Source organism: Nocardia shimofusensis NBRC 100134 (genome assembly GCF_001613125.1).
Classification (GTDB): domain Bacteria; phylum Actinomycetota; class Actinomycetes; order Mycobacteriales; family Mycobacteriaceae; genus Nocardia; species Nocardia shimofusensis.
The window spans coordinates 57,308-83,655 of record NZ_BDBT01000012.1; the positions used below are offsets into that span (position 1 = coordinate 57,308).

The following is a 26,348-nucleotide window of genomic DNA, read 5'->3' on the forward strand; positions in this document are numbered from 1 at the left end:
AAGGCTCGCCGGAGTCGCCGGTCACGACCCGTCCGGCGCTGTAATGTCCGTTTCCGTAGAGTGGGCGCGAACGGTCCATGCGGACCGGACCGCAACGTCGGACTGCGGCGTCCCGCCCCGGACAGGTGCGGGAAGCCGCCGGACACCTGGAGAGTGGCATCGTGGGCATGCGGCCCCAAACCGGCTTACCTTCGCTGACGCGACGCAGCCGTGTGCTGCTGGTGGCGGCTGTCGTCCTGGCTGCGCTGTTGCTGTTCGGCCCACGGCTGACCGACACCTATACGAACTGGCTGTGGTTCGGTGAGGTCGGCTTCCGTGACGTGTTCGTCACGGTGCTGTTCACCCGCATCGCGCTGTTCTTCGCGACCGGGCTGTTCGTCGGCGTGACGCTGTGGCTGGCGTTGCTGGTGGCCTACCGCACCCGGCCGATGTTCCTGCCGCCTGCCGGTCCCAACGACCCGATCGCGCGCTACCGCGCCACTGTGACGGGCAGGCTCAAGACCTTCGGTATCGGTATCCCGGTACTGCTCGGTGTGCTGTCCGGTCTGGTCGCGCAGTCCAATTGGGTGACCACGCAGCTGTTCCTCAACGGGGGCGACTTCGGGCAGAAGGACCCGCAGTTCGGCTTGGACGTCGGCTTCTACGCCTTCGACCTGCCGTTCTTCCGGATGGTGCTGAACTGGATGTTCGTCGCCGTGGTGATCGCGTTCTTCGCGAACCTGGTGACCCACTACATCTTCGGCGGCTTGCGCCTGACCGGCCGCGAGGGCCTGCTCACCCGCCCCGCGCGCATCCAGCTGGCCGTCATCGCCGGCGTGTTCGTCCTGCTCAAGGCCATCGCCTACTGGTTCGACCGCTACGACCTGCTGTCGAGCTCGCGCAAGGAACCGACCTTCTACGGCGGTTCGTTCACCGATATCAACGCCGTGCTGCCCGCCAAGCTGATCCTGCTGGCGATCGCGGTGATCTGCGCGCTGGCCTTCTTCGCCGGCGTGGTGTTGCGCGATCTGCGGGTGCCCGCGATGGCCGCGGCGCTGCTGGTGCTGTCCTCGATCCTGGTCGGCGCGGTGTATCCGCTGGTCATCGAGCAGTTCTCGGTGCGTCCGAACGCCGCCGACAAGGAATCGGAGTACATCGAGCGCAATATCGCGGCGACCAGGCAGGCTTTCGACATCACCTCCGACCGGATCGAGTATCAGGACTACAAGGGGGAAAGCGCCAAGAACCCGCTGCAGGTCCCGGTCGACGCCGCCACCATCGGCAACGCCCGCCTGCTCGATCCGAACATCCTCTCCCCGACATTCACCCAGCTGCGTCAGCTGAAGAACTTCTACGGCTTCCCCGAGTCGCTCGACATCGACCGCTATGAGATCAACGGCCAGATCCAGGACTTCATCGTCGCCGCTCGCGAACTCTCGCCCGCGGCGCTGACCGGCAACCAGACGGACTGGATCAACAAGCACACCGTCTACACCCACGGCAACGGCTTCGTCGCCGCGCCCGCGAACCGCGTCAACAAGCCGCAGTCCGAGGACGCGGGCGTCACCGGCGGCTCGTCGGACTCCGGCTACCCGATCTTCATGGTGAGCGACCTGTTCACCCCGAAGGACAATCAGGTCATCGGGGTCGATCAGCCGCGCGTCTACTACGGCGAGCTGATCTCGCAGTCCGACCCGGACTACGCCATCGTCGGCGCGACGGAGAGCCAGGCGCCCCGCGAGTACGACTCCGACACCGCCCAGTACACCTACACCGGCGCGGGCGGGGTGCCGATCGGCAACTGGTTCAACCGGCTGGCCTTCGCCGCCAAGTACGCCGAGCGCAACATCCTGTTCTCGGAGGCCATCGGCGAGGACTCCAAGATCATCTACAACCGCAGCCCGCGCGACCGCGTGCAGAAGGTCGCGCCGTGGCTGACCGCCGACGGCAATGCCTACCCCGCGGTGGTCGACGGACGCATCGTCTGGATCGTCGACGCCTACACCACCCTCGACAACTACCCGTACGCGCAGAAGACCTCGCTGGACGGCGCGGTCGAGGACAGCATCGACAAGAAGACCGGTCGTCTGCTGCCCCGCAAGGAAGTCAGCTACATCCGCAACTCGGTCAAGGCGACCGTCGACGCCTACGACGGCACCGTGACCCTCTACGAGGTCGACTCCAGCGACCCGGTGCTGAAGGCATGGCGCGGGGTGTTCCCGGACGCGGTGCAGCCGGAGAGCGCGATCAGCGAGGAACTGCGGGCGCACTTCCGCTACCCGGAGGATCTGTTCAAGGTCCAGCGCGAGATGCTGACGAAGTACCACGTGGACAACCCGCGTGAGTTCTTCACCAACAACGCGTTCTGGTCGGTGCCCGCCGATCCCACGATCGAGGGCGGCAGCTTCAACCAGCCGCCGTACTACGTGCTGCTCGGCGACAAGGAGACCAACGAGCCGGTCTTCAACCTGACCAGCGCGATGGTCGGCTACAACCGGCAGTTCTTGTCGGCCTACATCTCGGTGCGCTCCGATCCCGAGAACTACGGCAAGTTCACCATCCTGCGATTGCCGACCGACACCCAGACCCAGGGTCCGCAGCAGACACAGAACACCATGACGACAGCGCCACAGGTCTCCCAGGAGAAGACCCTGCTGTCGAACTCGAACAAGATCAGATACGGCAATCTGCTGACCTTGCCGATCGCCGACGGCGGCATCCTCTATGTGGAGCCGTTCTACAACGAGCGCAACACCGGCCCGAACACGGCTACCTTCCCGCAGTTGCTGCGCGTGCTGGTGAGTTACCGCGACCAGGCGGGCAGCGTCAAGGTCGGCTATGCCTCGACCCTGGCGGAGGCGCTGAATCAGGTGATCCCCGGTGCGGGCGCACTCGCGACCCCGCCGGGCGGTGATCCGGCGACCAGGCCGCGTCCGGGCACCGCGCCGCCGGTGGTCGAGGTCGCGCCACCTGCCGACGGTGGCGAGCCGCAGCCGCAGACGACCCCGCCGCCCACCGGTTCGACGGGTAAGGAGGCGGCGGCCGCCGAGCTCGATCGCAAGATCGAAGCCGTCCGCAATGCCATGCGCAGCGGCAACTTCGAGGACTTCGGCAAGGCGCTGGAGGAACTCGAGGCGGCGGTGCAGGCCTACCAGGACGCCGGCCGGTAAAGCGGCAGAGACAACAAGCGGCGCCGTCGTCTTCGTTGACGACGGCGCCGCTTGCTGTTGTGTGACGGGTGAGTTCGTAGGACTACAGGTGTCAGCGACCCAGCGCGCCGGCGATCAGACCGCCGTGCTGCTCGAGCAACTGACGGTACTGGCCCTCCACGCCGTACTGCGCGGCGAACTCGCCCGCCGCTCGCTCGACCTGCTCGAAGACCGCACGGCTCTGATCCGGGACGGCGGGCAAGGTGTCGGGCAGCGGCGCGATCTCCGGTGCCGGTGCGGGCGCGGGTGCGGGCTCCGGCGCGCTGGTCAGGTACTGACCACACACCGGCCAGGCGCCCACGCCTTGGGTGTTCAGGACGTTCTCGGCGACCCGGATCTGCTCCTGCTTGCTGGCATTGTGGGCGTAGCCGGTGCCGCCGTTGGCGACCCAGGTGCTGTGCGAGAACTGCAGGCCACCGTAGTAGCCGTTACCGGTGTTGATTCCCCAGTTGCCGCCGCTCTCGCACTGCGCGACGCCGTCCCAGTTGTGCGACGCGGCGGAGGCGGAAGCGGTGGACAGTCCGAACGGGATGGCGGCAAAGGCGCCGGTTGCGGCGACGAAGCCGAGAGCGCGAGTGCTGATCTTCCGGTTCTTTGTCATGGTGAGTTTCCCTCCCCGCGCCCGCCGGCCCGGCATGTCGCCACCGAGTCCCTGCCCCCGGGAGGTTCGGGGTTCCTCGGGTCGTGGGGCAGGGTTGCCGGTGTTCGACGATCCGAGGCTGGCCCGTCTCGGTTGATCCGGGCCGCACTGCGACGGTAACGAATCAATCTCGGAGGATCACGTCTTGATAACGCAGGGTTATTCGTGAAACAAACAGGTCGAATACTGCCGTTTTTCCTGGCTATGTGGTGTAAATCGGAGAGCATGTCGCATGAGTTACCCAAACGTTATGTGTGTGAGATCACTTCGAAATAGTGGCGCCGATCACGTTTGTGAAGTGCGAGGCTGGAGCAGCTGCGTGAAATGCGAAATTTTCACTATCTGTGGCAGTGTGGGGTGTTCTGTCGACGCGTGGGCATGCCTCGGCGGTGTCGTCATGACCTGCGTGGATGCCCGCCCGGGGGAGCGATTTGCCTTCCGTGGACAGCTGTGTGTAATGTTGCATTTACCGACGCGGGGTGGAGCAGCTCGGTAGCTCGCTGGGCTCATAACCCAGAGGTCGCAGGTTCAAATCCTGTCCCCGCTACAACGACTCAGGTCGGAGAGTTCAGACTCTCCGACCTGAGTCTTTTTCTGCGCCCGATCGCTCGGCGAGGCTGTCGGCCGCCTGGCGTGCGAGGAGAGGCGCTCAGGGTTGGTCGAGGAAGATCTCGAGGCGGGTGATGCGCGGTGAGCCGGAGGCGAATTCGGCCATGGCGACGCCGCGGGCGGAGCCGATCTCTATCGAGACGGTCACCCAGCGCCCGGCCGCGAGCATTTTGTCCCAGCGAATGTTGCGGGCGCGATTGGTGAATTCCTCGACCGAGACACGGTGGCCCGCGGGCAGTTCGACCTCGGCGCGATCGCTGAGCAGTTCGCGGACTCCGGCGAGGTCGGTGTCGGCGGCGGCCGCGAACAGGCGGCTGACGACGGACTTGCCCGCGCGGCCGACGCCGGTGAGGGCCTTGGTCATGCCGAGTGCGCCGCCCAGGCCCTGATTGCGGACCAGGCGCGGGCCGAGGACGGCGACAGCGCCGAGGCCGGGCAGTCCGGTGCGCAGCAGGCACAGCACCATGGGGGCCAGTTCCCAGTGGGCGGCCAGTCGGGCGATCCGCAGGCCGTCGTCGGTGGCGGTGAGGTCGTAGCGCAGGTGCATCGGGACCAGGACGGTGGCGCCGGTGGACATGGTCGTCTCGATGGACAGGTCGCGGACCACGGTGCGGCCGGCGATCAGGTCGCGGTCGACGTGGAAGGCGATGGTGTTCGGGGCGATGAAGGTGTCGTAGAAGCGGCCGATGGCGGCCGGGCCGAGGTGCGGGGCGGAGCCGACCGGGTCGTTGACGGCGGCGTCCGGGGCGAACAGGCCCACCCACGCGGCCTTGTCGTGGGCGGCGACGGCGCGCGGGGAGGCCTGCGCGGCCGCCAGCAGGTCGGCGGCGGTCGGCTCCAGCGGCATGGCGGTCCTCCGTGATCGCGATCCGGGCCGGTCCCGGGTGCTCTCATCGTAGAACGGGTTCTAATTTTCCGTTCGGCGGCGGTGGCGGGAAGGACTCCTGAGCACCGCCGCCTCGCGGGTGTCGGTCAGCTCTGCGGCGCGCCGTGCAGGTGGACCGGCAGGGTCTGGTGACCGTTGGAGACGAAGCTGCCGATCGGCTTCAGCGTGGCCGGGTCCTGGGCGAACGCCAGCTTCGGGAACCGCGCGAAGAGCGCGGGCAGCGCGATCGACGCCTCCAGCCGGGCCAGCGGCGCACCGATGCAGTGGTGGGCGCCGTGGCCGAAGGAGACGTGATCCTTCTTCTCCCGATGCACATCGAACTCGTCGGCGGTCTCGCCGTGCACCTTCGGGTCGCGGCCCGCACCGGCGTAGGACGCCAGGATCGCCTCGCCCTTGCCGATGGTCACATCACCTACCTGGATGTCCTCCACCGCGAAGCGCAGCGGCAGATGGGCGACCGGAGCCTCGTAGCGCAGCGTCTCCTCGATCACCTCCGCCCAGCTCACCCGGCCTTCGACCGCGTCGGCGAGCTGCTCGGGATGGGTGAGCAGCGCGACGATCGCCTGATCGAGCAGGTTCACGGTGGTCTCGTGACCGGCATTGATCGTCAGCATCAGGGTGTCGACGAGTTCCTTCTGCGTGAGCTGGGAACCCTCCTCGTCGCGGGTGGTGATCAGCACGCTGGTGATGTCGTCGCCCGGATTCTCGGTGCGGTAGGTGACGAGTTCGGTGACCAGGCCGTACATCTCGACGTAGTTGGCCATGGCTGCTTCGGGGCCGGTCGAGGTGTCGAAATAAGTATCGACGCATTTGCGTAGGCCGGGACCGAGATGCTCGGGGACGCCGAGCAATTCGGTGATGACCTGGATGGGCACCGGGTAGGCGTAACTCTCCCGCAGGTCGGCGACGGCCCCGGCCGGGGTCGCCTCGAGCGCGTCGAGCAGTCCGGCGGTGAGCGCCTCGATGCGCGGGCGCAGCGCGGTGGTGCGCCGGTGGGTGAACGCGGGCGCGACGAGATTGCGCAGCCTGCGATGGTCGGCGCCGTAGGCGGTGAACATGTTGTCCACCGCCACCCACGAGAACATCGGCCAGTCCTGGGTGATCTCGCCGTCGATGAAGGCGGTCCAGTGCTGCCGCGGGTCCTTGGACACGCGCGGATCGGCGAGCAGGCTCTCGAGCACGGTGGCATCGGTCGCCGACCAGGCGGGCACCCCGCCGGGCAGGGCGACCAGTGCGACGGGACCGCGGGCCCGGATACGCGCGGATTCACCCTGGATATCGGAGCCGGTGAGATCCAGCGGGATCGGCTCGACTGTCGTATCAGCCACGGGGAGAAGCTCCTTCGTTCAAAAGCAATCTGGGTGACGAAGGAAATTCAACCGGAAGAGCGGACATCGCGCGATGGAAAGGACCGGGCCGCCAGGTCAATTCGCTCGCGGGAACGGCAAGGCGCAGCTCGGGAATCGCGTCGAGCAACTGATCGATGGCGTCCTGGCACACCAGATAGGCGACCGAGCGGGCCGGGCAGGCGTGCGGTCCCGCGCCCCACGCCAGATGCGAGCGATTGCCCGTGCGATTGCCGCCGCGAATGGCGGGATCGGTGTTGGCCGCGGTCAGGCCGATGAGCACCGGCTGGTTGGCGGGCAGCCAGGCGTCGTCGAGCAGGACCGGCTGGCGGGGGTAGCTGGTGCAGAAGTTCGAGATCGGCGGGTCGTTGAAGAGGACTTCGTCGAGTGCGTCTCGGGTGGACAGTGCGCCGCCGAGCATGTTGCCGCCGAAGCGTTCGTCGGTGAGCATGAGCAGCAGGGTGTTGGTGATCAGGTTCTGCTGCGGCTCGATGGCGGCCCCGTAGAAACTGATCAGGTTCGCGAGCATCTCCTCGTCGGTGAGCTCGGCCGGGTGATGGGCCAATCGGGAGGTGACGTCGTCGCCGGGTTCGGCGCGGCGCATGTGGATCAGCTCCATCAGCGCCTCGCTGAGGGTTTGCATGCCCCACGCCGCGTTCACCGTGTCGAACAACGCGGCCATGCCGGTGGCGACCCGGGTGCCCAGTTCGGCCGAGCACCCGACCATCCGGTTGAGCACCTCGAAGACGAGAGGGAAGGCGTACTGCGTCACGAGATCCGCTGACCCGACGGTGCAGAACTCGTTGATCAGCGGGATCGCGATCCGCTCGATGGTGCTGTGCAGCGAGTGCAGGTCGATTCCGTCGATCGCCGCGGTGTAGGCGTGCCGGTAGCGCAGGTGCGCGGAACCGGAGTTCCGCAACGCGTTCGGATACCACTCCATCATCGGCCGGATGGGGCTGTCCTCGGGGATGCCCTGCTGCCAGACTCGCGGGTCGGCGGGGAAGTGCTCGGGGTCGTTGAGGACGCGCACCGCGGTCTCGTAGCCGACCACGAGAGTGGCCGGGATGCCGGGAGAGATCTCGATCGGGGCCAGAGAGCCGTACTGCTCCCGCATTTCGCGGTAGTAGCGATGCGGGTCGGCGGCGAAATCAGGGGTGTGCAGCGGTACTCGGGGCCCGTCGGTGTCGATCGGGGAACCGTGCTGCACGGGGCAGCCCGTGGGCTGCGAGGACGCGGCGACTGGGGTGAACATCGATGGGTTGGTCAAGAATACTTCTCCCATGGTGGAACAAACTGCTCGGTTTGCGGCAATACTCGTTGCCGCCCAGGAGCGTCACCCGCGGATCGGTCTCGTGCGGGGTCGTCCTGGAAATCGGCGAAGTCCCACGGTAGCAGTCATGCGAGAAACGCTTGATCGGTGAAACATTCGCGCGGCATCAACCCGCGTCCGCGCGAAGCGGATGCGCCGACCCGCCGTGGTGGCCACCGGGTAGCCGTGGAGTCGGCGGGAACTGGACCGGCAGCGCGGCCAAGGCGCGATGGAAAGGACCGGGGCGCCAGGTCAACTCTCCGGCCGGCCGGGCGAGGCGCAGTTCGGGCAGAGCGTCGAGCAGTTGGTCGATGGCGTCCTGGCACAGCAGGTAGGCGACCGAGCGGGCCGGGCAGGCATGTGGACCCGCGCCCCAGGCGAGGTGTGAGCGGTTGCCGGTGCGATCGCCGCCGCGGATGGCCGGGTCGGTGTTGGCCGCGGAGAGACTGATGAGTACCGGTTGGTGGGCGGGCAGCCAGGCGCCGTCGAGCAGGACGGCTTGGCGGGGGTAGCTGGTGCAGAAGTTCGAGAGGGGCGGGTCGTCGAAGAGGACTTCGTCGAGAGCGTCTCGGGTCGACAGTGCGCCGCCGAGCATGTTGCCGCCGAAGCGTTCGTCGGTGAGCATGAGCAGCAGGGTGTTGGTGATCAGGTTCTGCATCGGTTCGATGCCCGCGCCGTAGAGGACCATGATCTGCGCGACCAGTTCCTCGTCGGTGAGTTTCGCCGGGTGCTGGATCAGCCGGGTGGTGAGGTCGTCGCCGGGTTCGGCGCGGCGCAGGTGCACCAACTCCAGCAGGCCCTCGGTGAGGGTCTGCATGCCCCAGGCCGCGTTCACCGTGTCGAACAGCGCCGCCATGCCCGCGGGCAGGCGCCTGCCGAGTTCGGTCGGGCAGCCGAGGAGTTGATTGAGCGCTTCGAAAGCGAGCGGGAAGGCGTACTGCATGACCAGATCGGCCGATCCGGTGGTGCAGAACTCGTTGATCAGGGGCACCGCGACGTGTTCGACGGTGGCGTGCAGCGTATGCAGGTCGATCCCCTCGAGGGCGGCGACGTAGGCCTCCCGGTAGCGCTGATGCGCCACGCCGCTGCTGCGCAAGGCATTCGGCAGGTAGGCCATCATCGGCCGGACCGGGCAGTCCTCCGGGATGCCGCGCTCCCAGATTCGGGGATCGGCCGGGAAATGGTCGGGATCGTTGAGAACGCGCACCGCGGTCTCGTAATCCACCACCAGCGTGGCCGGTACCCCGGGCGCGATATCGACCGGGGCGAGAGCGCCGTGCCTGCGACGCATTTCGCGATAGAAGTGGTGTGGGTCGGCGGCGAATTCCGCTGTGTACAGCGGGGTGCGTGGCCCGTCGGTGTCGAACGGGGAACCGTGGTGCACGGGACAGCCCGCTGCCTGCGCGGATGTCTCTGCCGGGGATAGCGGCGATGGGTCGGTCAAGAACATGTCTCCAAGAACGGTGAATCGGGATGCGCCGCGCATTGCTTTCGCGAATGCGCCCGAGCCGTGATCGGCGGGGCAACCGTAACAGCGCAAGCGGTTTGTTCTCCTCGAATCGGCGCACGCCTTTATCACGATTTCGTCTACCCGGCCGCAGTTGTGTTGCAGCGGACTGTGACTCATGAGGTGTGTCGCCACTCACGAATACGAACGCGCAGTTCAGGGCATGGTGCGGAGTCCTTCATCGCGTTGTTACCGGAGAGTACGGCCGAGGAAACGACCGGTCGCGAGTCTCGCCCCATGAGGCCGACTTCAGCACGACTGCGACTTCATTCGATCGCCTGCGATGTGTGCGGGCGGTTGCCGCACCCGCCGCGCACCCGGCTGGCGCTCGCCAAACTCGCCGCGGTGTTCCCGGTGGAACTACTGCTGCACGCGGCGGTGATCCGGTGGCATCCGCCGTATCTGGTGACCGTGTTGCTGCTGACGATCACCACCACCATCCTGGTGATCTGGGTGGTCGAGCCCTCCGCGATGCGGTTGCTCGGCCGGTGGCTGCACAAGAGCGAACTGCGGTTTCGGGAGGCGGCCGATGCCGCGCCCGCGCTGTGGCGGATCCGGGTGCGCCTGGCGGATCGGCCGGGGCAGTTGGAGGCGTTGACCGCCCAGCTGGCGCACCGGCGAGTCAACATCCTGGCGGTGCATGTGCATCGGCTCGAATTCGATGTGCTCGACGAACTCGTGGTGTCGGCGCCGGAGGAACTCGGCAGGCCCGCGTTGGAAGCACTGCTGACCCAGGCGGGCGGGCGCGCGGTGGGAGTGTGGCGGGCCTCGGCGCTGACGCTGATCGACGGGCAGACCAAGGCGCTCGGGATCGCCGCGCGGGTCGCCGCCGATCCCGCCGAACTGCCGCTGGCGGTGGCCGAGTTGCTCGGCGCGCGCTACCTCGCCCCCGGCGCGGACCCCGGAGCGCCCGGCCTGCCGGAAACGACTCTGGAACTGGCGCAAGGCGATTCGGTGCTGCGGTTCGTCCGGGCCGACGAGCCGTTCACGCCCGCCGAAGCGGCACGCGCGCATCGGTTGTGCGATCTCGCGACCTCGGTCCGCCGGATCTGAGAGTCCGCGATCCTCGACAGCCCGCGAGAACCGCGCCACCGGATACCGTAGGCCGGTCGGAGCACCGCCGGGCGAGGTCATGAGCGGAACCTCGCTCCGGCGGTGCCGTCGCACCCCAATCGGACCCCCGCCCCGCCGTGGCTGGGTTCAGGGCGAGTGTCCACCCGGCATTCGGCGCCGCCGTCGACCGGGATCGGTACGGTCAGACGGGCTGCCGGACTCGCCGCGCCGCCGCGACTGCCGCCGCGGTGTCCTCGGCGACCAGATCGGCGTTGATCCGTGCCGCCGCGTTCGCGCCCGCCGCCGCCGACGGGCCCACCTGCGCGGCGGGATCGGTGATGTTGCCCGCGACCCACACGCCGTCGACCTCGGTCGCGCCGCTCACCGGGTCGGCGGGGATGTGGGTTCCCGCGCCCGAGGGATGCTCGACCGGGTACAGGCCGAGGTCGGCCAGGAATCCTGCCCGGGCGATCATGCGGGGCGCGACCACGACGGTCGTCCTGGCGACGACCTCGCCGCTGGTCAGGCGCACCCCGGTGATCCGGTCGTCTTCCACCACGATCCCGGCGATCTCACCCGGCACGAGGCGAACGCCGCGAGCAGCCAGTTCTTCGGCCTTGTCGCCGGCCGGGGGCTCGGTGGTGTGGGTGAACAACACGATGTCGTCGCTCCACTGGCGGAACAGTTGCGCCTGATGGATCGCGTTCGCGCCGGTCGCGAGCACGCCGATGGGTTGGTCGCGTACCTCCCAGCCGTGGCAGTACGGGCAGTGCACGACATCGCGGCCCCACCGCTCCCGCACGCCCGGGATGTCGGGCAACTCGTCGACCAATCCGGTCGTCACGAGCAGGCGGCGGGCGCGCGCAGTCCGCCCCTCGGCCGTGGTCACTTCGAAGCCCGCCTCGGTCCGGCGGGCGCGCACCACCTCGCCGGTCTCGATGTGCCCGCCGTAGCGCAGCACATCCGCGCGCCCCCGCTCGAACAGTTCGGCGGGCGCGATCCCATCGAGCCCCAACAGGGCGTGCACGCCGTCGGCGAACCGGTTGCGCGGCGCGCCCGCGTCCAGCACCAGCACCGATCGGCGGGCACGCGCGAGGGTCAGCGCGCCACCCAGTCCCGCGGCCGCCCCGCCGATCACCACCACGTCGTATTCGGCCGTCTCCTGCTGCGACGGTCCTCGTCCACTTTCGGTCATCTCGACCACCTCCTCGGTGGTCGACTGTGCCGGATCGAGAACCGAATCGGCAATTCAATTTGCTGATGTGGCAAACTGGATGCCGTGGATGAGGATTTGGATCACGCGTTGGATGCGGTGGGGCCGCGGCTACGTGCCCTGCGCAAGCAACGCGAGACCACGTTGAACGACCTGTCGGCGGCCACCGGGATCTCGGTGAGCACCCTGTCGCGACTGGAATCGGGCACCCGCAGGCCCACCCTGGAACTGCTGCTCCCGCTCGCCAGGGCCCACGGCGTGACCCTGGACGAACTGGTCGGCGCACCACCCACCGGCGACCCGCGCATCCACCTGCGTCCGGTCACCCGCTTCGGGATGACGATGCTGCCGCTGACCAGGCGGGCCGGCGGCATCCAGGCCTACAAGCTGATCATCCCCGCGGGCAGCGACAGGCGCGTGCCGGAGCCGAAGACCCATGAGGGCTACGAATGGCTCTACGTGCTCAACGGGCGGCTGCGGATGGTCCTCGGCGAGCACGATCTGGTTCTCGACCCCGGCGAAGCCGCCGAGTTCGACACCAGGGTGCCGCACTGGTTCGGCGCCGCCGACGAGCACCCGGTGGAATTTCTCAGTTTGTTCGGCAAACAGGGCGAGCGCGCGCATCTGCGCGCTCGCCCTGCCGCCTCGGATTAGCCCCCGACCGCGCCCTCGAGGGGCGGAGTTCCGCTTTCAGCCACGCCCGAACAGGCTGCCCCGCCGCTTGGTGCGGCCACCGAGTTTCGCGCCACGGTGTTTGGTCCGATCGCCGAGTACGGCACCGCGTTCCTTGGCCACGTCGGCGAGTTCGGCGCTGCGGTGCTTGGCGACGTCGGCGAGTTCGGCGCCGCGGTGTTTCGCGACGTCGGCGAGTTCGGCCCCGCGGTGTTTCGCGACGTCGGCGAGTTCGGCGCCGCGGTGCCTGGCGACGTCGGCGAGTTCGGCACCGCGTTCCTTGGCGACCTCGGCGAGTTCGGCCCCGCGCTCCCTGGCGGTGAGCGCCAGCGGTGCGGTGCGTTCCTTGGCGGTGAGCGCCAGTGGTGCGGTGCGTTCCTTGGCGGTCTCGGCCAACGGGACCGCGCGTTCCTTCGCCGCGCCGACCAGCGCCGCGCCGCGTTCCCTGGCCGCCGCGGCCCACTCCGGGCCGTGCGTCTGGACGGTCCCGGCGAGCTCGGAGCCCTTGGTCGCGGCCACTGTGCCGAACCCCTTCGCCCGCTCGGCGGCGTCATGGGCGTAATGCTGCAGCGCCTCACCGGTACCCTCGCTCGCGCTCGCCCCGAAGGGCAGGGCGGCGGAGACGGTGGCGGCGGCGCTGCGGGCGGCCCGCCTGCCGCGCCAGCCGAGGGAAGGCTTGCCCTCGGTGTCGGCGCCGGCGATGAGCAGGCCCCCGAGCAGGCTCACGTCCTTGAGGAACGCGTTGCGTTTGGCGAGCTTCTTGTCCGGATCCGGCTCGGCCCAGAAGTTCTGCTGGGTGACCGTCGAAGGCAGCACGGAAGCGGCCAGCACGATCGAGGCCAGTCGCGGTGCCTTGTTGAGCGCCAGCAGCACACCGCCGGAGACCTGCGCCACGGCGTTGACCTTGATGACGGTATCCGGGTCGGCGGGCAGCCTGCTCGCCACGCTCTCGGGAAGCGCGGCCGCGGCTTTCGCGCGCGGCTCGGGATTCATCAGCGTATCGACCCCGTCGTAGACGAAAGCGGTCGCCAGCAGCGGTCGGGCAAGTCGGCGCAGCAACATGGAACGTCACCCCTTCCTCGGTGGTTTATCCCGGGGCGGGTTCCCTGGTCCGGCCCTGTCAAACACACCGAGGTCGCCGGGGGCTCATTGCGCGCGCAGGAACCGTCCGGTGCGCCGGACACCCAGCGTCTCGGCCGCGACGCCGTTGCCGAAGACGTACTCACCGCCGACGAACACGGCCTCGACCGCGGCGTCGTTGCGGTTGACCATGCGTTCGAGGCCGCCGTACTGCGCGACCGGGGCCTCGGCGTAGGCGTCCAGCTCGGCATCGAGGTGGGCCGGATCGAGCAGCACCAGATCGGCGCGGTCGCCTTCGCGCAGCCGGCCCGCCTCGATGCCGTACCACTCGGCGAGTTCGCCGGTCAGCCGATGCACGGCGCGCTCCATCGACAGCACCGGGCGGCCCGCCTGCTCGGCATCGTGCATCCGCCGCAGGAACCGCAGCCCGAAGTTGTAGAAGGCCATATTGCGCAGGTGCGCGCCCGCGTCGGAGAAGCCCATCTGCACACCGGGGTCGGCGGCGAGACGATCGAGCATCTCGGGCCGGTGCCCGGAGATGGTGGTGCGCCAGCGCAGCTTCTCGCCGTGCTCGACGACGAGGTCGAGGAAGGCGTCCACCGGGTGCAGCCCGCCGCGATCGAGACCGACCTGACCGAAGGACTTGCCGACCACCGCCGGATCGGGGCAGGCGACGATCTCGGCGTCGAAGAAGTCGCGGTGCCAGACTCGGGGGCCGAACTTCTTGTCGTAGTCCTTGCGGAAGCGCCGCCGGTACTGCGGGTCGGCGAGCATCTCGCGGCGCTGCTCGACCTGGTTGGACAGGTGCATGGCGGCCGCGCCGGAACCGAACTCCTCGAAGATGACCAGGTCGATGCCGTCGGCGTAGACCTCGAACGGCACCGGCAGATGTTGCCAGCGGAAGTTCGCGCCGAGTCCGTTGAGCACCTTCGACATCACCGCGAAGATCCGGATCACCGGCAGTGCCTTGAGATCGGCGGCCGAGAGCAGGCTGACCTTCAACGATCTGCGCCACAGTCCCAGGCTGCTCGCCGCCATCACGCCGATGGTGTGCGGCCGCGAGGCGTCCGGTCCGCCTTGCAGGACCCGGCCGCGCTTGCGCAGGATCGAGTTCAGCTTGCGCTTCTCCCCGGCGGGCGCGAACGTCGACGGCAGGGTGCGCGAGCGGCAGAACTCGCCGTCGAGCTTGTCGAAGCGCAACTGCTGCGAGGACATGCCGACGAAGCCCGCGTCGAGCGCTTCCTCGAGCCAGCGCGCCATGGTGTCCAGTTCGGCGGCGTTGGGGCGCACGTCCGAGCGAGTGGCGCGGTCCAGGCCCATCGCGGCCGCGCGCATGTCGGAGTGCCCGATGAACGCCGCCACGTTCGGGCCGAGCGGTAGTTGCCCGAGCGCTTCGGCGTACTCGGTCGCGCTGGTCCAGGACTTGAATCTGTCGATCGTGTCGATGACGTTGCCGCGCGGAATCGCCTCCACCCGGCCGAACAGATCGCCCGCGGTCTCGGCGCCCACGTGCACCGTGGAGATCGAACAGGATCCGATCAACACGGTCGTGATCCCGTGCCGCAGCGATTCGGTCAGTGCGGGCGAGCCGAGAATCTCGACGTCGTAGTGCGTGTGGATGTCGAGCATGCCGGGCAGGACCCATTTGCCGGTGCCGTCGATGATGCGCGGGCAGCCGGTTTTGTCCAGCGGCGCGGCCGAGACCGCGGCGACCCGGCCGTCGCGCAGCCCGAGGTGGCGGATCGCCGAGGGCGCACCGGTGCCGTCGAACCAGCGGGCGTTCTCGATGATGGTGTCGTACATGGTGATCCGATCCTCAGGGGGCGGTGAATATGTCGGTCAGGCCCGCGCGCACGACCTTGCCGGTCGCGTTGCGCGGCAGCGGGACGGTGGTGATCCGCCACCGGGCGGGCACCTTGTAGTAGGCCAGCCGCTCGGCGGCGAACGCGCGCAGCTCTTCGGCTTCGACCGTTGTGCCCTCGCCCGTTTCGCACTCGCCCGTTGCGCACTCGCCCGTTGTGCCCTCGGCCTCGATGTCGTGACGCACCACGACGACCGCGGCGACCTGCTGACCGAGATCGTCGTCGGGCAGGCCGAGCACCGCGCACTCCGCGACCGAGGGATGCTCGTCGAGGCAGTGCTCCACCTCGGTGGGGTAGACGTTCTCCCCGCCGCGCAGGATCAGGTCCGAGCGCCTGCCGGACAAACGGAGCATGCCGTGCTCGACGATACCGAGGTCACCGGTGCGCAGCCACCGATCGGCGGTGATCGCGGTGGCGGTGGCGGCCGGATCCTCCCAGTAGCCGAGCATGACGTAGGGACTGCGCACCCAGACCTCGCCCTCGACGCCCTCGCCCGCGGGCTCGCCCGCCTCGTCGCGGATGTCGAGTTCCACCCCGATGATCGGCCTGCCGACGGTGTCGGGGAACTCGGCCAGCTCGGCCGGGGTGGCGAGGGTGGCCGCGGTCGCGCATTCGGTCATGCCGTAGCTGGTCGACAGCGCCGTGCGCGCGACCGGGATCCGTTCGCGCAACTGCTGGTGCAGGGCGGCAGGGGAGGGGGCGGAGTTCAACGACAGCGAGGCCAGCGAGGACAGATCGTGGCGCTCGACCTCCGCGGCGAGCAGCCGGTGCACCATCGTCGGCATGGCGCCCCAGTTGGTGATGCGCTCGCGTTCGATCAAGTCTGCCACTCGCTCGCCGTCGAACGCGCCGCGATAGAGGACGGCGGTGTCGCCGGTCGCCAGCCGGGGCAGCACCAGGTTGTGCAGGCTGGCGATGTGGAACAGCGGGGAGGTGAGCAGGAAACGCCTGCCCGCGGGTGTGCCGTCGTGCACGCGACCGGCGAACGCGGCCGCCAGCGCGTCGTTGAACCGATGATGGTCGATGACCGCGATCAGATTGCGGTGTGAGTGGGTGGCGCCCTTCGGGCGGCCGCTGGTGCCGCTGGTGTAGAGGATGACGGCCGGATCATCCTCGGCCACAGAGGTTTCCGGAAGCCCGGCCCCGGCGAAGGCAGCCGACAGCGCGGGCACGTCGTGCTCGACGCGCAGGACCGGTACGTCGTGGTCGATCTCGGCGAGACGCTCGGCGCGTTTCGCGTCGGCGACCAGCAGGGCGGGGCGGGTGTGGCCGAGGGCGAAGGCGATCTCCCTGGGCGTCCACCAGGCGTTGTAGCCGACGGCGACGGCGCCGAGGCACTGGCAGGCCCAGAACACCTCGACCCATTCGGGGCAGTTGGCGGCCAGGATCGCGACCCGGTCGCCCTTGCCGACGCCGTAGCGGTCCCGCAGCGCGACAGCCAGCGCCGCGACGTCGGCGAGATGGCCGGCATAGGAGATACGCCGCTCGCCGTCCACCAGATAGTCGCGCTCACCCAGCCTCGCCGACTCGGTGAGAACCGCGCGGAGCGAGCGGTGCCGGTGCCGGAATACCCGCAGCGGCACGCCGAGGACCTCCTCGGTCGCGATCTCGAACGGCTCTCCCCGGCTGGTCAACCGGGCCACCGATGCGGCACGCATCGCCTGCCGGTCGGCGGATGCCGTCACCACGGGATCGGCCGCGCGGGAGTGCGGCGACGTGCGTTCGGGGTTCGGGTCAGTGGGGTTCGGCATTGCGCCACCCTTCGCGCTCGCTCCGTCTTCCGATGGTGGTCACGGCACCAACACCGCCCGCCCGCGTACCAGGCCGTGCTCGAGCCGGTCCAGGGCTTCGCGGCCGTCGGTGAGCTCGTAAGGTTCGACCTCCACGCGCAATTTGCCCGACTGTGCCAAGGCGATGGATTCGACCAGGTCCGAGCGGGTGCCGCCGTAGGATTTGCGCACCGACGCGCCCCACGGCCAGCCCGCCTTGCCCGCGGGCCCCGAGGTGATCTCCGGGGCTCCGCCACCGAGTCCGATCATCCGGTACGCACCGTTGGGCGCCACCGATTCCACCGCCAGCCTGGCCGTCTGGTCGACGCCGACGAAATCGAACACCGCCTCCGCGCCGCGTCCGCCGGTGCGATCGAGGATCCTGGCGGCGGTGTCGTCATCGATCACCAGCCCCTCGTCCGCGCCGTTGGCCGTCGCCAGGGCCAGTTTGTCCTCGCTGAGATCCACCGCGACGACGCGCGCCGCCGTGGTGGCGGCAAGGATCTGCACCGCCATGTGCCCGAGACCGCCGACGCCGATCACCACGGCCGTCGCCCCGGGCAGCAACTGCTCCCTGGCTCCGGCGACGGCGTGATAGCTGGTCAGCGCGGCATCGGCCAGCGGCGCGGCCTGCAGGAAATCGAGGTCGCCGATCGACACGAAGGCGCGAGCCGGGATACGCACGTACTCCGCCATCCCGCCGTCCCGGTCCAGTCCGGGGCACGGCGGGATCGCGGCGCGACCCGCCGCGAGACAGACGTTCTCGTTGCCGCGCAGGCACTCCCGGCACACCCCGCACGACCAGCACGGGTACACCACACCGCGGGCGCCGACCGCCGGTGTCGCGACTTCGGCGCCGACCGCCTCGACGGTGCCCGAGATCTCGTGGCCGAGGGTGAACGGCTCGGCGCACCGCGGCTCGGTCAGCGCGACGATGCGCAGATCGGAGTGACAGATGCCCGCCGCGCCCACGCGCAACAGCACCTCCGCGGGGCCGATGTCGGGTACCGGCACCGTGCGGAGCTCGAGGGTGCCCGGTCCGGTCACCTGAAGTGCGTGCATCAATATGATCGTCCTCGTCCGATTGTGACGTGGGCAATAAGTTAACAGTGTTCGCCGGGGTGGCGCCAGGGACCGGAAGAGGCGCTCGCACCCGCCGCCTGTACGTGCTGTCGGTGCCGTGCGGCATCATCTGGGGCACGCAGCCGTCCCATGATCGTCCGGAGTCCCCATGCCCTCACCGCGAAACAAGCCCACACCGTTGTCGGACAGCGAGATAGAGCACATCGCCGCGGAGATCGCGGCGGGCCGCCCACCGATGGTGTGGTTCACCGCCGCCGCCGTCGGCGTACCCGAGGGACGGTCGGGAAAGGTTGTGGCACTCGGTGATCCGGCCGAGGGCGACTTCCTGCAGGTGCGCCCTACCGGTTCCAGGGACGTGCTGTCGTTCTCCCCGGTCGAAGTGACCGTGACCAAGCCGCCTCGCGAGAAGGCGGCCGCTGCCCCCGGGCGGGCCGAGCCCGCTCCGAGAAAGGAAACCCCTGTGACCCAGTCGCCGAGCCCGACGAGCGCACCCGTGGCCAAGGAGAGCGCGACGCGTCCCGCCCAGGACGCCGCGAAGCCCCAGCCCGCGAAAACCGCTGCGCCCGCGCCGGACCCGGCCGGGTCGAGCAGGCCCGCACCCGCCAAAGCCGCGAAGGCCCCCGCGCGCAAGGTGAAGACGCCGGAGGTGTCGGTAACCCTGGCGGGCACCGCCGACGGCGAATGGACCGTGGAGGTCGTCACCGGCAAGAAGCGCTCGGTGCGAGGTCTGCCGGTGAGCAGCGCCGCCGTCGCCCAGGCCGCCAAGCTGCTGCACCCGGAGGTCGCCGAGGTCGTCGCCGGCGTGCTCGACGCCGCCAGGGAAGCGCAGCTGGCGAAGGTCGCCCAGCTCCAGGCCGAGCTGGAAGCCGCCAAGCGCGCGCTCGAGGACCTCGACTCCTGATCCCGCGCCCCGGCGTGTTCAGCCCACGCGCCCGGCGGTCTGCCTTCCGGTGCGCCGGAGCCAGGCGGTGAGCGTGGCGCCGGCGGAGGTGGCTTCGGTGGCCGAACCCGTGTCCGTGCAACGGTTTCCGGCCTTCGCCTGTCCCGGCTGGGTGCTCCCCGCGCGGTGGGGGCGGCTGACGACGGGCACTCCGGCACGGCCGGTGTGGGTCTGACCGGCCGCGGGCGCCTCGGTGCCCGCTCGATCGGTGTCGAGATCGTCGACGACGGTGCTCGGGTGCAACGCGTAGCCGAGGGCGCGTTCCTTCGCGTGGTACATGGCCGCGTCCGCGTGACGGATCAGATCGTCGACGGGCACGCCGTGCCTGCCGCTCTGCGTGCTCGCGATGCCGATGCTCGCAGTCACCCGCACTGCTCCGACGCTGAGCGCGAACGGCGTGGTGAACGCGTCGAGCAGGCGCTCGGCCAGGGCCGCCGCCTGCTGCACGAGGCACGGGGTGAGCACCACGAATTCGTCGCCGCCGTAGCGGGCGACCACGGGATCGCGGCCCGCCACCCGGCGGATGCGGGCAGCGGCGTCGGCGATCAACTCGTCGCCGACGGCGTGGCCGTAGCTGTCGTTGACCCGCTTGAACCCATCCAGATCGATGAAGAGCAGGCCGAGTGGTCCCGGCCGCGAAGGCGTGTGCTCGCGCGAGAGCGCGCGCAACAGCGCCGAACGATTCAGCAGACCGGTCAGCATGTCGTGATCGGCCTGGTACTGGGCGCGGCGCTCGCTGCGCAGGCTGCGCTGGATGGCCCGTTCGCTGCGCAGCAGCACCCCGATCAGCAGCAGCGCGAACAGCGACGACACCACCACGCGGTCGGCAGTCTCCAGGGTGGAACCGAGCACCGGCACCAGGGCCGCCACGATCAGCGCCCCCGCGATCAGGCTCGCCCGCTGCCGGGACCGGTGCGGATGGACACGACCCGGGCCGCCCAGCACCGCCATGGTCGGGTGCAGGGCCGCGATCCCGATCGCCGCATAGGCCACCAGCGTGGCTGCGCGCTGGTCGGCCAGGTCGACCCGCGCCAGACCGGCGCGGTCGAGGTTGCGCATCAGGTCGCCGACGAGCACCGCGGACAACCCGAGATGCAACAGCCGAAGCGAGGTTTCCGAGCGCCCCACCGTGGCCACCGAATGCGCCAGGGAGGCCAGCAGTACCGCGTCGAGCAGCGGGTGGCCGACGACGAGCAGGGCGGTCATCGGCGTCGCGGAGCCCACCGCGGGCGAGATCAGGAACGTCCAGGAGGCGAGCATGGCCGCGAGGCCGATGAGGGTCGAGTCCAGCGCCAGGTCGTAGTCGCCACGCCGTCTGCGCGGACGCAGCCAGGCGGCGACGGCCAGCGCCATGACGAAATATGCGGCGAGAAGACAGATCTCGGCACCATGCGCGGCGGGCCGGCCGACGTCCTGCAAGGTCGAACCCGCCGCGAACAGCCCCGCCGAGCCCGACAGCAGATACCAGGGCAGCGGCTGCGCGGGCCGGTGCCTGCGCAACCCGCAGCCGATCATGACCAGCGCGCCTGTCACGACGACCAGCGTCGTCACCAGCGACAGCGAGCGCCCGCCGATCAGTAGCGGCACCGTGATCACCACGCACCAGGCACCGAGAAGTACTACGCAGCAACGTGTTCGGAGAACACCCGGTGTTCTGAGACTGCCCAGGCGGAATCCCGGAGCTGTTTCGATCATTGTCATCAACCCCCCTCGGCCCCTGACGACGCGGTCATCCGTGCGGCAGGCTGATCGGCGACTCCTCCACGGCGGCATCGATCTCTCGATACCGGCTCGGCATCGAGGCCCCGACGACGTTGTCGAGCTGGAAGTGGTGCTGTGAAAAGCCGTCCCGGCCGAGCGCTGCGGACAGGTCGAACGGACCTGGACAACTGATCTGATAATCGCACGGACCCCGACCACGGCGGGATCGTTTGCCTGGAATGCCAGGGCGCGGTTCACCGCTGGCGATGCCCGGTGGTTGCCTGGAGCACAATGGTTCGGGTGAGCACCTGGGTCGCGCCCGGCAGGGTCAACATCATCGGCGAGCACACCGACTACAACGACGGATTCGTGCTCCCCGTCGCGCTGCCGCTGGTGACACGGTGCACCGCCCGCCTCACCGCCGACGCGACGGCTCGGGTCGCTTCCCGGCAACGCCCGGGTGAGCCGGTGGCGGTCGCGATCGGCGAACTCGCCGAGGCGCGTGAGCGAATCCCGGGATGGGCACGCTACGTCCTGGGCGTGGTCGGCGAGTTCCGCACCCGCGGGCACGCGGTGCCCGGCATCGAGATCGAAGTCGACGGCGCGGTGCCGATCGGGGCCGGGCTGGCGAGTTCGGCGGCCCTGACATGCGCTGTGGCGCAGGCGATGCGCGATCTCTGCGCACCCGGCCTCGGCGTCCGTGAACTGATCGACATCGCCGCGACGGCGGAGAACGAGTACGCGGGTGCCCCCACCGGGATTCTCGACCAGTCGGCGGCGCTGCTGTGCACACCCGGACATGCGCTACTGCTCGATGTGCGGCGTTTCACCGCGGTGGGCGCTGCCGACAACGACGGTTGTCAGCAGATCCCTTTCGACCTCGCGACCTCCGGACTGGAACTGCTCGTGCTGGACACCGGCGAGCCGCACGAGAACGCCGGCGGCGGGTACGCGCGTCGGCGCGCGGAATGCGTTTCCGCGGCAAGGGAACTGGGTGTGCCCGCGCTGCGCGACGTCACCGCGCTCGGCGAGCTGGGGCGTATCGCCGACCCCGTGCTGCGACGGCGGGCCAGGCACGTGGTCACCGAGAACGCGAGAGTGCTCACGATCGCCGAGAGCTTGTGCGGCGGTGCCGATCCCCGGGAGATCGGGCCGATCCTCGTCGCGGGACACACCTCGCTGCGCGACGACTTCGAGGTCTCCACGCCCGCGTCGGACGACGTGGTGGACGCGGCCCTGGCGGCGGGCGCGTACGGAGCCAGGATGGTGGGTGGCGGTTTCGGCGGCAGCGTCATCGCTCTGGTCGACCGCGGCCGCTCGGCGGCTGTCGCGCTCGCGGCCGGGCAGCGCCTCGCCGCGGCCGGCCATCCGAATCCCGTTACCGTCACGGTGATTTCGTAGCCGCGCGGATTTCGCAGCCGCGCGCCTGCTCGGCTCGTATCCGCCCGACGGACACGCGCCGAAGCCGCGGCATCGCGCCGCGGCTTGGGGTGTTCGCCGACCTACAGTGTGCCCGGGCGCGGGATGTCGCCGCGCCAGCCACCGGTCTCGTACCCCTGGCTCTCGATGAACTCCTTGAAGCGCTTCAGGTCACCGTTCACTCGGTGCTTCAGCAGACCGAGCTTGTCGGCGGCGTTCTCCACGAAGCCTTCCGGGTCGACGTCCATCTGCGCGGTCACCCTGGTGTGGGTGTCGTCGAGACGGTGGAAGGTGATCACGCCCGCGTGGTTCGGCCCCGAGTCGGACTTCCACGCGACGCGCTCGTCGGGATGCTGTTCGGTGATGGTGGCGTCGAATTCCCGCGTGGTCGGCCCGACGTGGACGCGCCAGTGGGTGTGCCGGTCGTCGAGTTGACGGACGGTCTCCACGCCTTCCATGAACTGCGGGAAGGACTCGAACTGCGTCCACTGGTTGTAGGCGGTGCGGACAGGAACCTCGACGTCCACGGTGGCGGCCATCGTGCTCATGCGAACCCCTTTCCTCGATTACGGGTCATCAGGTCGGCTACCCGAGAGCCGACCGTGCAAACGGTGCTCCGGCGGCCATCAGTTCAGCAATCCGGTGTGTCGGCGACCGGCGACCCACTTCGGCAACAGCACACCCAGCGCGACCATGCCCAGTCCGAGAACGAAGTGCAGCCAGTTGTCCGCGGTGTTCACCGGGACGAAATTGGCCGAGCTGTCCTGGTCGATGACCAGCCCGTACAGCCACAGGGCCAGATAGATGATGCCGCCGACGACCAGGTAGCCCGCGGCCGCTCGCGCCGCGCGTGCGGCCAGTACGCCCGCGACGCCGAAGGCCAGATGCACCAGGTTGTGCAGGATCGAGACTTCGAACACGCCGAGCAACTTCGCCTCGGAATGATGACCTGCCCACTCCAAGGTGTCGTAGTTCGTCGTGATGCCGGGGATGAACCCGAGAATGCCGACCAGCAGGAACACCACGCCGACCACGAGTGCGGCGATACGGACCGGTGACCACTGGTTCGTCCTGGTAGTGGAGTCGAACGTTGCCATGACGGTGCCCTTTCGTGCGAGGTGTTCGGCGAGGTGCCCGGACGCGCATACGACAAACCCCGGCGTCGCCGACGCCGGGGTTCGTGTGTCGCTCCGCCCGTGATCGGGCGGCCGGGTCACTTGGCGGGCGGCGTGAACGGCTGGTTGATGGTGGTGAAGTACTGCAGCGCGGCCCCGATGGCTACGGGTGCGGTGACCAGGATCTGCCCGGCCAGGGTGCCCAGTGCGCCGACGGCGAGGATGCCGCCCACGCAGCCGACGGCGGCGGCCGGGATGAACGGCCCGAACAAGCCCACGATGGTCGCCGAAGCGACGGTGGCCCCGGCGATGCCGCCGAGGACGCAGCCGATCGCGCCGCCGCCGAGCCCGCCGAGCAGGGTGCCGATGCTGGCACCCATGCTGAGGGTGCTGGTCATGCGCGACCACGCGGCCTGCTCACGTTCGTACTCGGTCTTCCACGGCGCGGAGTTCTCGTACGGCAGGGCGACCGGGGTGTAGACCGCCTTCGCCGGGTCGAGTTGCGGGGTGAGCGTGGCGCGATTACCAGTGATGTCGGCGGCGATGGGGAAGGTGAACTCGTCGAGGGTGAAGTGCAGCGGGGTGGCCGCGACGACGGTGCCGTCGCCCGCGGTGATCTGCAAGCTGTCGTCCTGGACGCGCAGGGCGCCGCCTGCGATCTCGATGACGGAGGCGGTGTCGGTGGCATGGGCGGAGAAGCCGACCGCCTGCGGGTCGGCGGGACGATCCTGCTGCGCGGGCGCGGCGAGGGCGGTTCCCGCGGTCACCCCCATGGCGGTGAGCAGGGCGGCGGTGGTGACGGCAAAACGGTTGAAGCGCATGAGAAGTCGAACTCCTTCGTTGGGGGACGGCGCGGTCCGTGGCCGCCGTCGGGCGCGACAGTGCGCGCCGCGACGGCCGTGCGGGAACGGCTGCCGTCGGTGGGTGCCGGGGCGGAACCCCGGCGATGTTCAGGGGGTTGTCAGAACTCTGTTGTGTCAGGACCCGGCGGTGGCGAAACGCTGTCGCAGACCGAGGAGGGTGTCGATCACGAGGAAGCCGAGCAGGCTCAGGCCGACCAGCGGCACGAACCAGCCGACGACCACGGCCGCGGCGAGCAACGGGAGCACCAGCCACGGCGAACTCGCTCGCAACACACCACGGCGCGGGGCCCGGCCGAACGCGAAGCGCGCGGCGTCCCTGGTCGGCCTGCGCTGCCACCACATCCGGTAACCGAGCACGATCACCACGATCAGGCCGATCATGGCGGCGAGCAGCAGCAGTTGGTTGGCCAGGCCGAACATCAGGCCCATGTGGAACTGGATGCCCCAGTTGGTGAGCTTGGCCATCAGCGGCCAATCGGCGTAGTCGAGCCGATCGGTGATCGCTCCGGTGCGCCCGTCCACCGCGACCGAGTCGACGGTGTAGATCCCGGGAAGCCGCCGTTCCTTCACGGCATAGGCCCGGTCGGCTTTCGCGGGCACGGTGATCTCGACGGCCTGGGTGATGCCCGCCGCCTGCGCGGCCGCGTAGGCGCGGTCGATCTCCTGCGCGCGCGAGCCGGAGTCGGCAGGGTCGCCGACCGCATGGACGCCACCGTGATGCTGGTGGTTCCCGCCCGGAGCGGCCGCGGGCGCGCCCTCGCCGAGCGCGGTGCTCACCGCAGGTGTGGTCCAGTCGAGCTGGGTGCGCAGATCGCCGATATTGGCGCCGGCATAGGCCGACCACGTCATACCGGTCACCGACAGCAGCGCCGCCAGCGGCAGGATCCACACGCCGATCGCGCCGTGCCAGTTCATATTCCGCAGCCGGCCGGGTCGGCTGCGGTCGGGGGCCGACAACCAGGCCGCGGAGTTCCGGGACCGGCGGGAACGGACCCGCCGCCACCACAGGGCGAGACCGGCCAGTGCGACGATCCAGAGCCAGGAGGCGGCCAGTTCGCTGTAGAGCCGGCCCGGTTCGCCCAGGTGCAGATCCCGGTGCAGGTGGTCGATCCAGGTGCGCAGGGGCAACGCGCCGGAACTGCCGTAGACGACCGATTCGCCGACGGGTTCGGCGGTGTACGGGTCGACGAACACCGCGTGCCGCTCCGACTCACCGAGCGCGGGATCGGCGAAGATCACCCGCGTGGTATCGGTCGCGCCGGGCGCGGGGGAGACCGCCACCAGCGCGAGATCCGGGCGCAGCGCGGTGGCGGCGTCGATCTGCTGGGCCAGCGGCCGCGGCGCACCGCTCTGGTCCACGGTCAGCAGATCGCGGGAGACGAACTGCTCGAGGGTCGGCGAGATCGCGTAGAGCGCGCCGGTGACCGCGGCGACCAGGATGAACGGGGCCACGAAGACCCCGGCGTAGAAGTGCAGCCGCATGGCCAGTGCCTGCACGCCGCCACGTCGCCCCGGGCTCGGCTCGGCTCGGCTCTCCCGGTTCGAGTCGGCGGCGCCGGCCGTCGTCGCGGCGCGCGGCTCGGTCGTGGAAATCCGCTTTGGAGTCGAATCCGGGCCGGGCCTCGACGCGGTGCGGGTCTGCTCCTCGAACGATGTCACCGATGCTCGGGCCGGTGTCGCCGCGGTGGCGGGATGCGCGTGCGCTTCGTCGGACATCGCGGGTGTGGTGTCCGACGGCGATGTGGTGCCTTGCGGCGCTGTGGGATCCGCGCCCGGCGGTGTGGGACCGGCGCCAGGCGGCGGCGGACTGGTGCCTGGCGGCGGTGTAGGACCGGTGCCAGGCGCCAGAGATTCTGTTGTTTTCACAGTCTTCTCGTTCTGAAGAGGGATTACCCGGTGTCCTCGCGCGTTGGGCGCACGGCGCATCGCCGGACACGAATGGCGCTCGGTCACGGTGTGACTCGTCGGCCGTGCCGCATAGACGAGCGGGGGCGCTCAGCGGTGTGGCCGCGCGATCGGCGGTGCGGCCGCGCGGTCGCGACTCGTCCACGGTGCCGGTGTCGTGAACACGGGACCGGGGGACGAGACTC

The 26,348-nt window shown here is 69.5% G+C and carries 20 protein-coding genes and 1 tRNA gene; 6 read left to right on the plus strand and 15 right to left on the minus strand.

Annotated elements, in window-relative coordinates:
• The first annotated feature begins 161 nt into the window (after nt 1–161).
• Nucleotides 162–3,149, plus strand: a complete 2,988-nt coding sequence (locus NS3_RS15310) for a UPF0182 family protein (protein ID WP_067860350.1) — start codon at nt 162–164, stop codon at nt 3,147–3,149.
• Between the two features lie 91 nt (nt 3,150–3,240).
• On the opposite strand, the gene NS3_RS15315 is transcribed toward NS3_RS15310, so the two are convergent.
• The gene (locus NS3_RS15315; protein ID WP_067860130.1) at nt 3,241–3,789 is read right to left on the minus strand and encodes a transglycosylase family protein; all 549 of its coding nucleotides are present in this window, start codon (nt 3,787–3,789) and stop codon (nt 3,241–3,243) included.
• A 512-nt stretch (nt 3,790–4,301) separates the two neighbouring features.
• On the opposite strand from NS3_RS15315, the gene NS3_RS15320 reads away from it, so the two are divergent.
• A tRNA-Met gene (locus NS3_RS15320) sits at nt 4,302–4,375 on the plus strand.
• A gap of 102 nt (nt 4,376–4,477) precedes the next feature.
• On the opposite strand, the gene NS3_RS15325 is transcribed toward NS3_RS15320, so the two are convergent.
• From NS3_RS15325 to NS3_RS15340, 4 genes are all read right to left on the minus strand, one after another.
• On the minus strand, nt 4,478–5,284 hold the full coding sequence (locus NS3_RS15325) for a nuclear transport factor 2 family protein (RefSeq protein ID WP_067860132.1): 807 nt from the start codon (nt 5,282–5,284) through the stop codon (nt 4,478–4,480).
• A 125-nt stretch (nt 5,285–5,409) separates the two neighbouring features.
• Nucleotides 5,410–6,651 carry a cytochrome P450 family protein gene (locus NS3_RS15330; protein WP_067860134.1) on the minus strand — a complete coding sequence of 414 codons (1,242 nt, stop codon included), beginning with the start codon at nt 6,649–6,651 and terminating at the stop codon, nt 5,410–5,412.
• Entirely contained in the window at nt 6,644–7,924 is a 1,281-nt protein-coding gene (locus NS3_RS15335; protein WP_067860352.1) for a cytochrome P450 family protein, read from the minus strand. Before NS3_RS15335 ends, NS3_RS15330 begins: the two co-directional genes overlap by 8 nt.
• Before the next feature lie 184 nt (nt 7,925–8,108).
• Nucleotides 8,109–9,431 carry a cytochrome P450 family protein gene (locus NS3_RS15340; protein ID WP_067860136.1) on the minus strand — a complete coding sequence of 441 codons (1,323 nt, stop codon included), beginning with the start codon at nt 9,429–9,431 and terminating at the stop codon, nt 8,109–8,111.
• Nucleotides 9,432–9,725: 294 nt separating this feature from the next.
• Between NS3_RS15340 and NS3_RS15345 the strand changes: the two genes are divergently transcribed.
• Nucleotides 9,726–10,541: an ACT domain-containing protein gene (locus NS3_RS15345; RefSeq protein WP_067860138.1), complete on the plus strand. Its 816-nt coding sequence runs from the start codon at nt 9,726–9,728 to the stop codon at nt 10,539–10,541.
• Between the two features lie 202 nt (nt 10,542–10,743).
• Here the strand turns inward: NS3_RS15345 and NS3_RS15350 are convergent, their stop codons facing one another.
• Nucleotides 10,744–11,736, minus strand: coding sequence for an NAD(P)/FAD-dependent oxidoreductase (locus NS3_RS15350; protein ID WP_067860354.1), 993 nt, complete (start codon nt 11,734–11,736; stop codon nt 10,744–10,746).
• Between the two features lie 75 nt (nt 11,737–11,811).
• On the opposite strand from NS3_RS15350, the gene NS3_RS15355 reads away from it, so the two are divergent.
• On the plus strand, nt 11,812–12,408 hold the full coding sequence (locus NS3_RS15355; RefSeq protein WP_218018245.1) for a helix-turn-helix domain-containing protein: 597 nt from the start codon (nt 11,812–11,814) through the stop codon (nt 12,406–12,408).
• 36 nt (nt 12,409–12,444) lie between these two features.
• On the opposite strand, the gene NS3_RS15360 is transcribed toward NS3_RS15355, so the two are convergent.
• The 4 genes from NS3_RS15360 to NS3_RS15375 form a co-directional block, all read right to left on the minus strand.
• Nucleotides 12,445–13,488 carry a DoxX family protein gene (locus NS3_RS15360; RefSeq protein ID WP_067860142.1) on the minus strand — a complete coding sequence of 348 codons (1,044 nt, stop codon included), beginning with the start codon at nt 13,486–13,488 and terminating at the stop codon, nt 12,445–12,447.
• Nucleotides 13,489–13,572: 84 nt separating this feature from the next.
• A complete protein-coding gene (locus NS3_RS15365) occupies nt 13,573–15,309 on the minus strand; it encodes an N-acyl-D-amino-acid deacylase family protein (protein WP_067860144.1) in 1,737 nt (578 codons plus the stop codon).
• A gap of 13 nt (nt 15,310–15,322) precedes the next feature.
• On the minus strand, nt 15,323–17,053 hold the full coding sequence (gene casG, locus NS3_RS15370; protein ID WP_067860356.1) for a steroid-24-oyl-CoA synthetase: 1,731 nt from the start codon (nt 17,051–17,053) through the stop codon (nt 15,323–15,325).
• A gap of 105 nt (nt 17,054–17,158) precedes the next feature.
• Complete coding sequence (locus tag NS3_RS15375) at nt 17,159–18,199, minus strand: NAD(P)-dependent alcohol dehydrogenase (RefSeq protein ID WP_067860146.1); 1,041 nt, start codon at nt 18,197–18,199, stop codon at nt 17,159–17,161.
• Nucleotides 18,200–18,368: 169 nt separating this feature from the next.
• Here NS3_RS15375 and NS3_RS15380 point away from each other — a divergent pair, with 169 nt between their 5' ends.
• Nucleotides 18,369–19,121, plus strand: coding sequence for a DUF6319 family protein (locus tag NS3_RS15380; protein WP_067860148.1), 753 nt, complete (start codon nt 18,369–18,371; stop codon nt 19,119–19,121).
• An 18-nt stretch (nt 19,122–19,139) separates the two neighbouring features.
• Here NS3_RS15380 and NS3_RS15385 read toward each other — a convergent pair whose 3' ends face one another.
• Entirely contained in the window at nt 19,140–20,759 is a 1,620-nt protein-coding gene (locus tag NS3_RS15385) for a diguanylate cyclase domain-containing protein (protein ID WP_067860150.1), read from the minus strand.
• 402 nt (nt 20,760–21,161) lie between these two features.
• On the opposite strand from NS3_RS15385, the gene galK reads away from it, so the two are divergent.
• A complete protein-coding gene (gene galK / locus NS3_RS15390; protein ID WP_067860358.1) occupies nt 21,162–22,262 on the plus strand; it encodes a galactokinase in 1,101 nt (366 codons plus the stop codon).
• A 101-nt stretch (nt 22,263–22,363) separates the two neighbouring features.
• Here the strand turns inward: galK and NS3_RS15395 are convergent, their stop codons facing one another.
• From NS3_RS15395 to NS3_RS15410, 4 genes are all read right to left on the minus strand, one after another.
• The gene (locus NS3_RS15395) at nt 22,364–22,828 is read right to left on the minus strand and encodes an SRPBCC family protein (protein WP_067860152.1); all 465 of its coding nucleotides are present in this window, start codon (nt 22,826–22,828) and stop codon (nt 22,364–22,366) included.
• A 78-nt stretch (nt 22,829–22,906) separates the two neighbouring features.
• On the minus strand, nt 22,907–23,377 hold the full coding sequence (locus NS3_RS15400; protein ID WP_067860154.1) for a DUF4383 domain-containing protein: 471 nt from the start codon (nt 23,375–23,377) through the stop codon (nt 22,907–22,909).
• A 116-nt stretch (nt 23,378–23,493) separates the two neighbouring features.
• Nucleotides 23,494–24,216, minus strand: a complete 723-nt coding sequence (locus NS3_RS15405) for a DUF8020 domain-containing protein (protein WP_067860156.1) — start codon at nt 24,214–24,216, stop codon at nt 23,494–23,496.
• A 156-nt stretch (nt 24,217–24,372) separates the two neighbouring features.
• Nucleotides 24,373–25,851, minus strand: coding sequence for a PepSY-associated TM helix domain-containing protein (locus NS3_RS15410; protein WP_373865314.1), 1,479 nt, complete (start codon nt 25,849–25,851; stop codon nt 24,373–24,375).
• Nucleotides 25,852–26,348 lie beyond the last annotated feature (497 nt).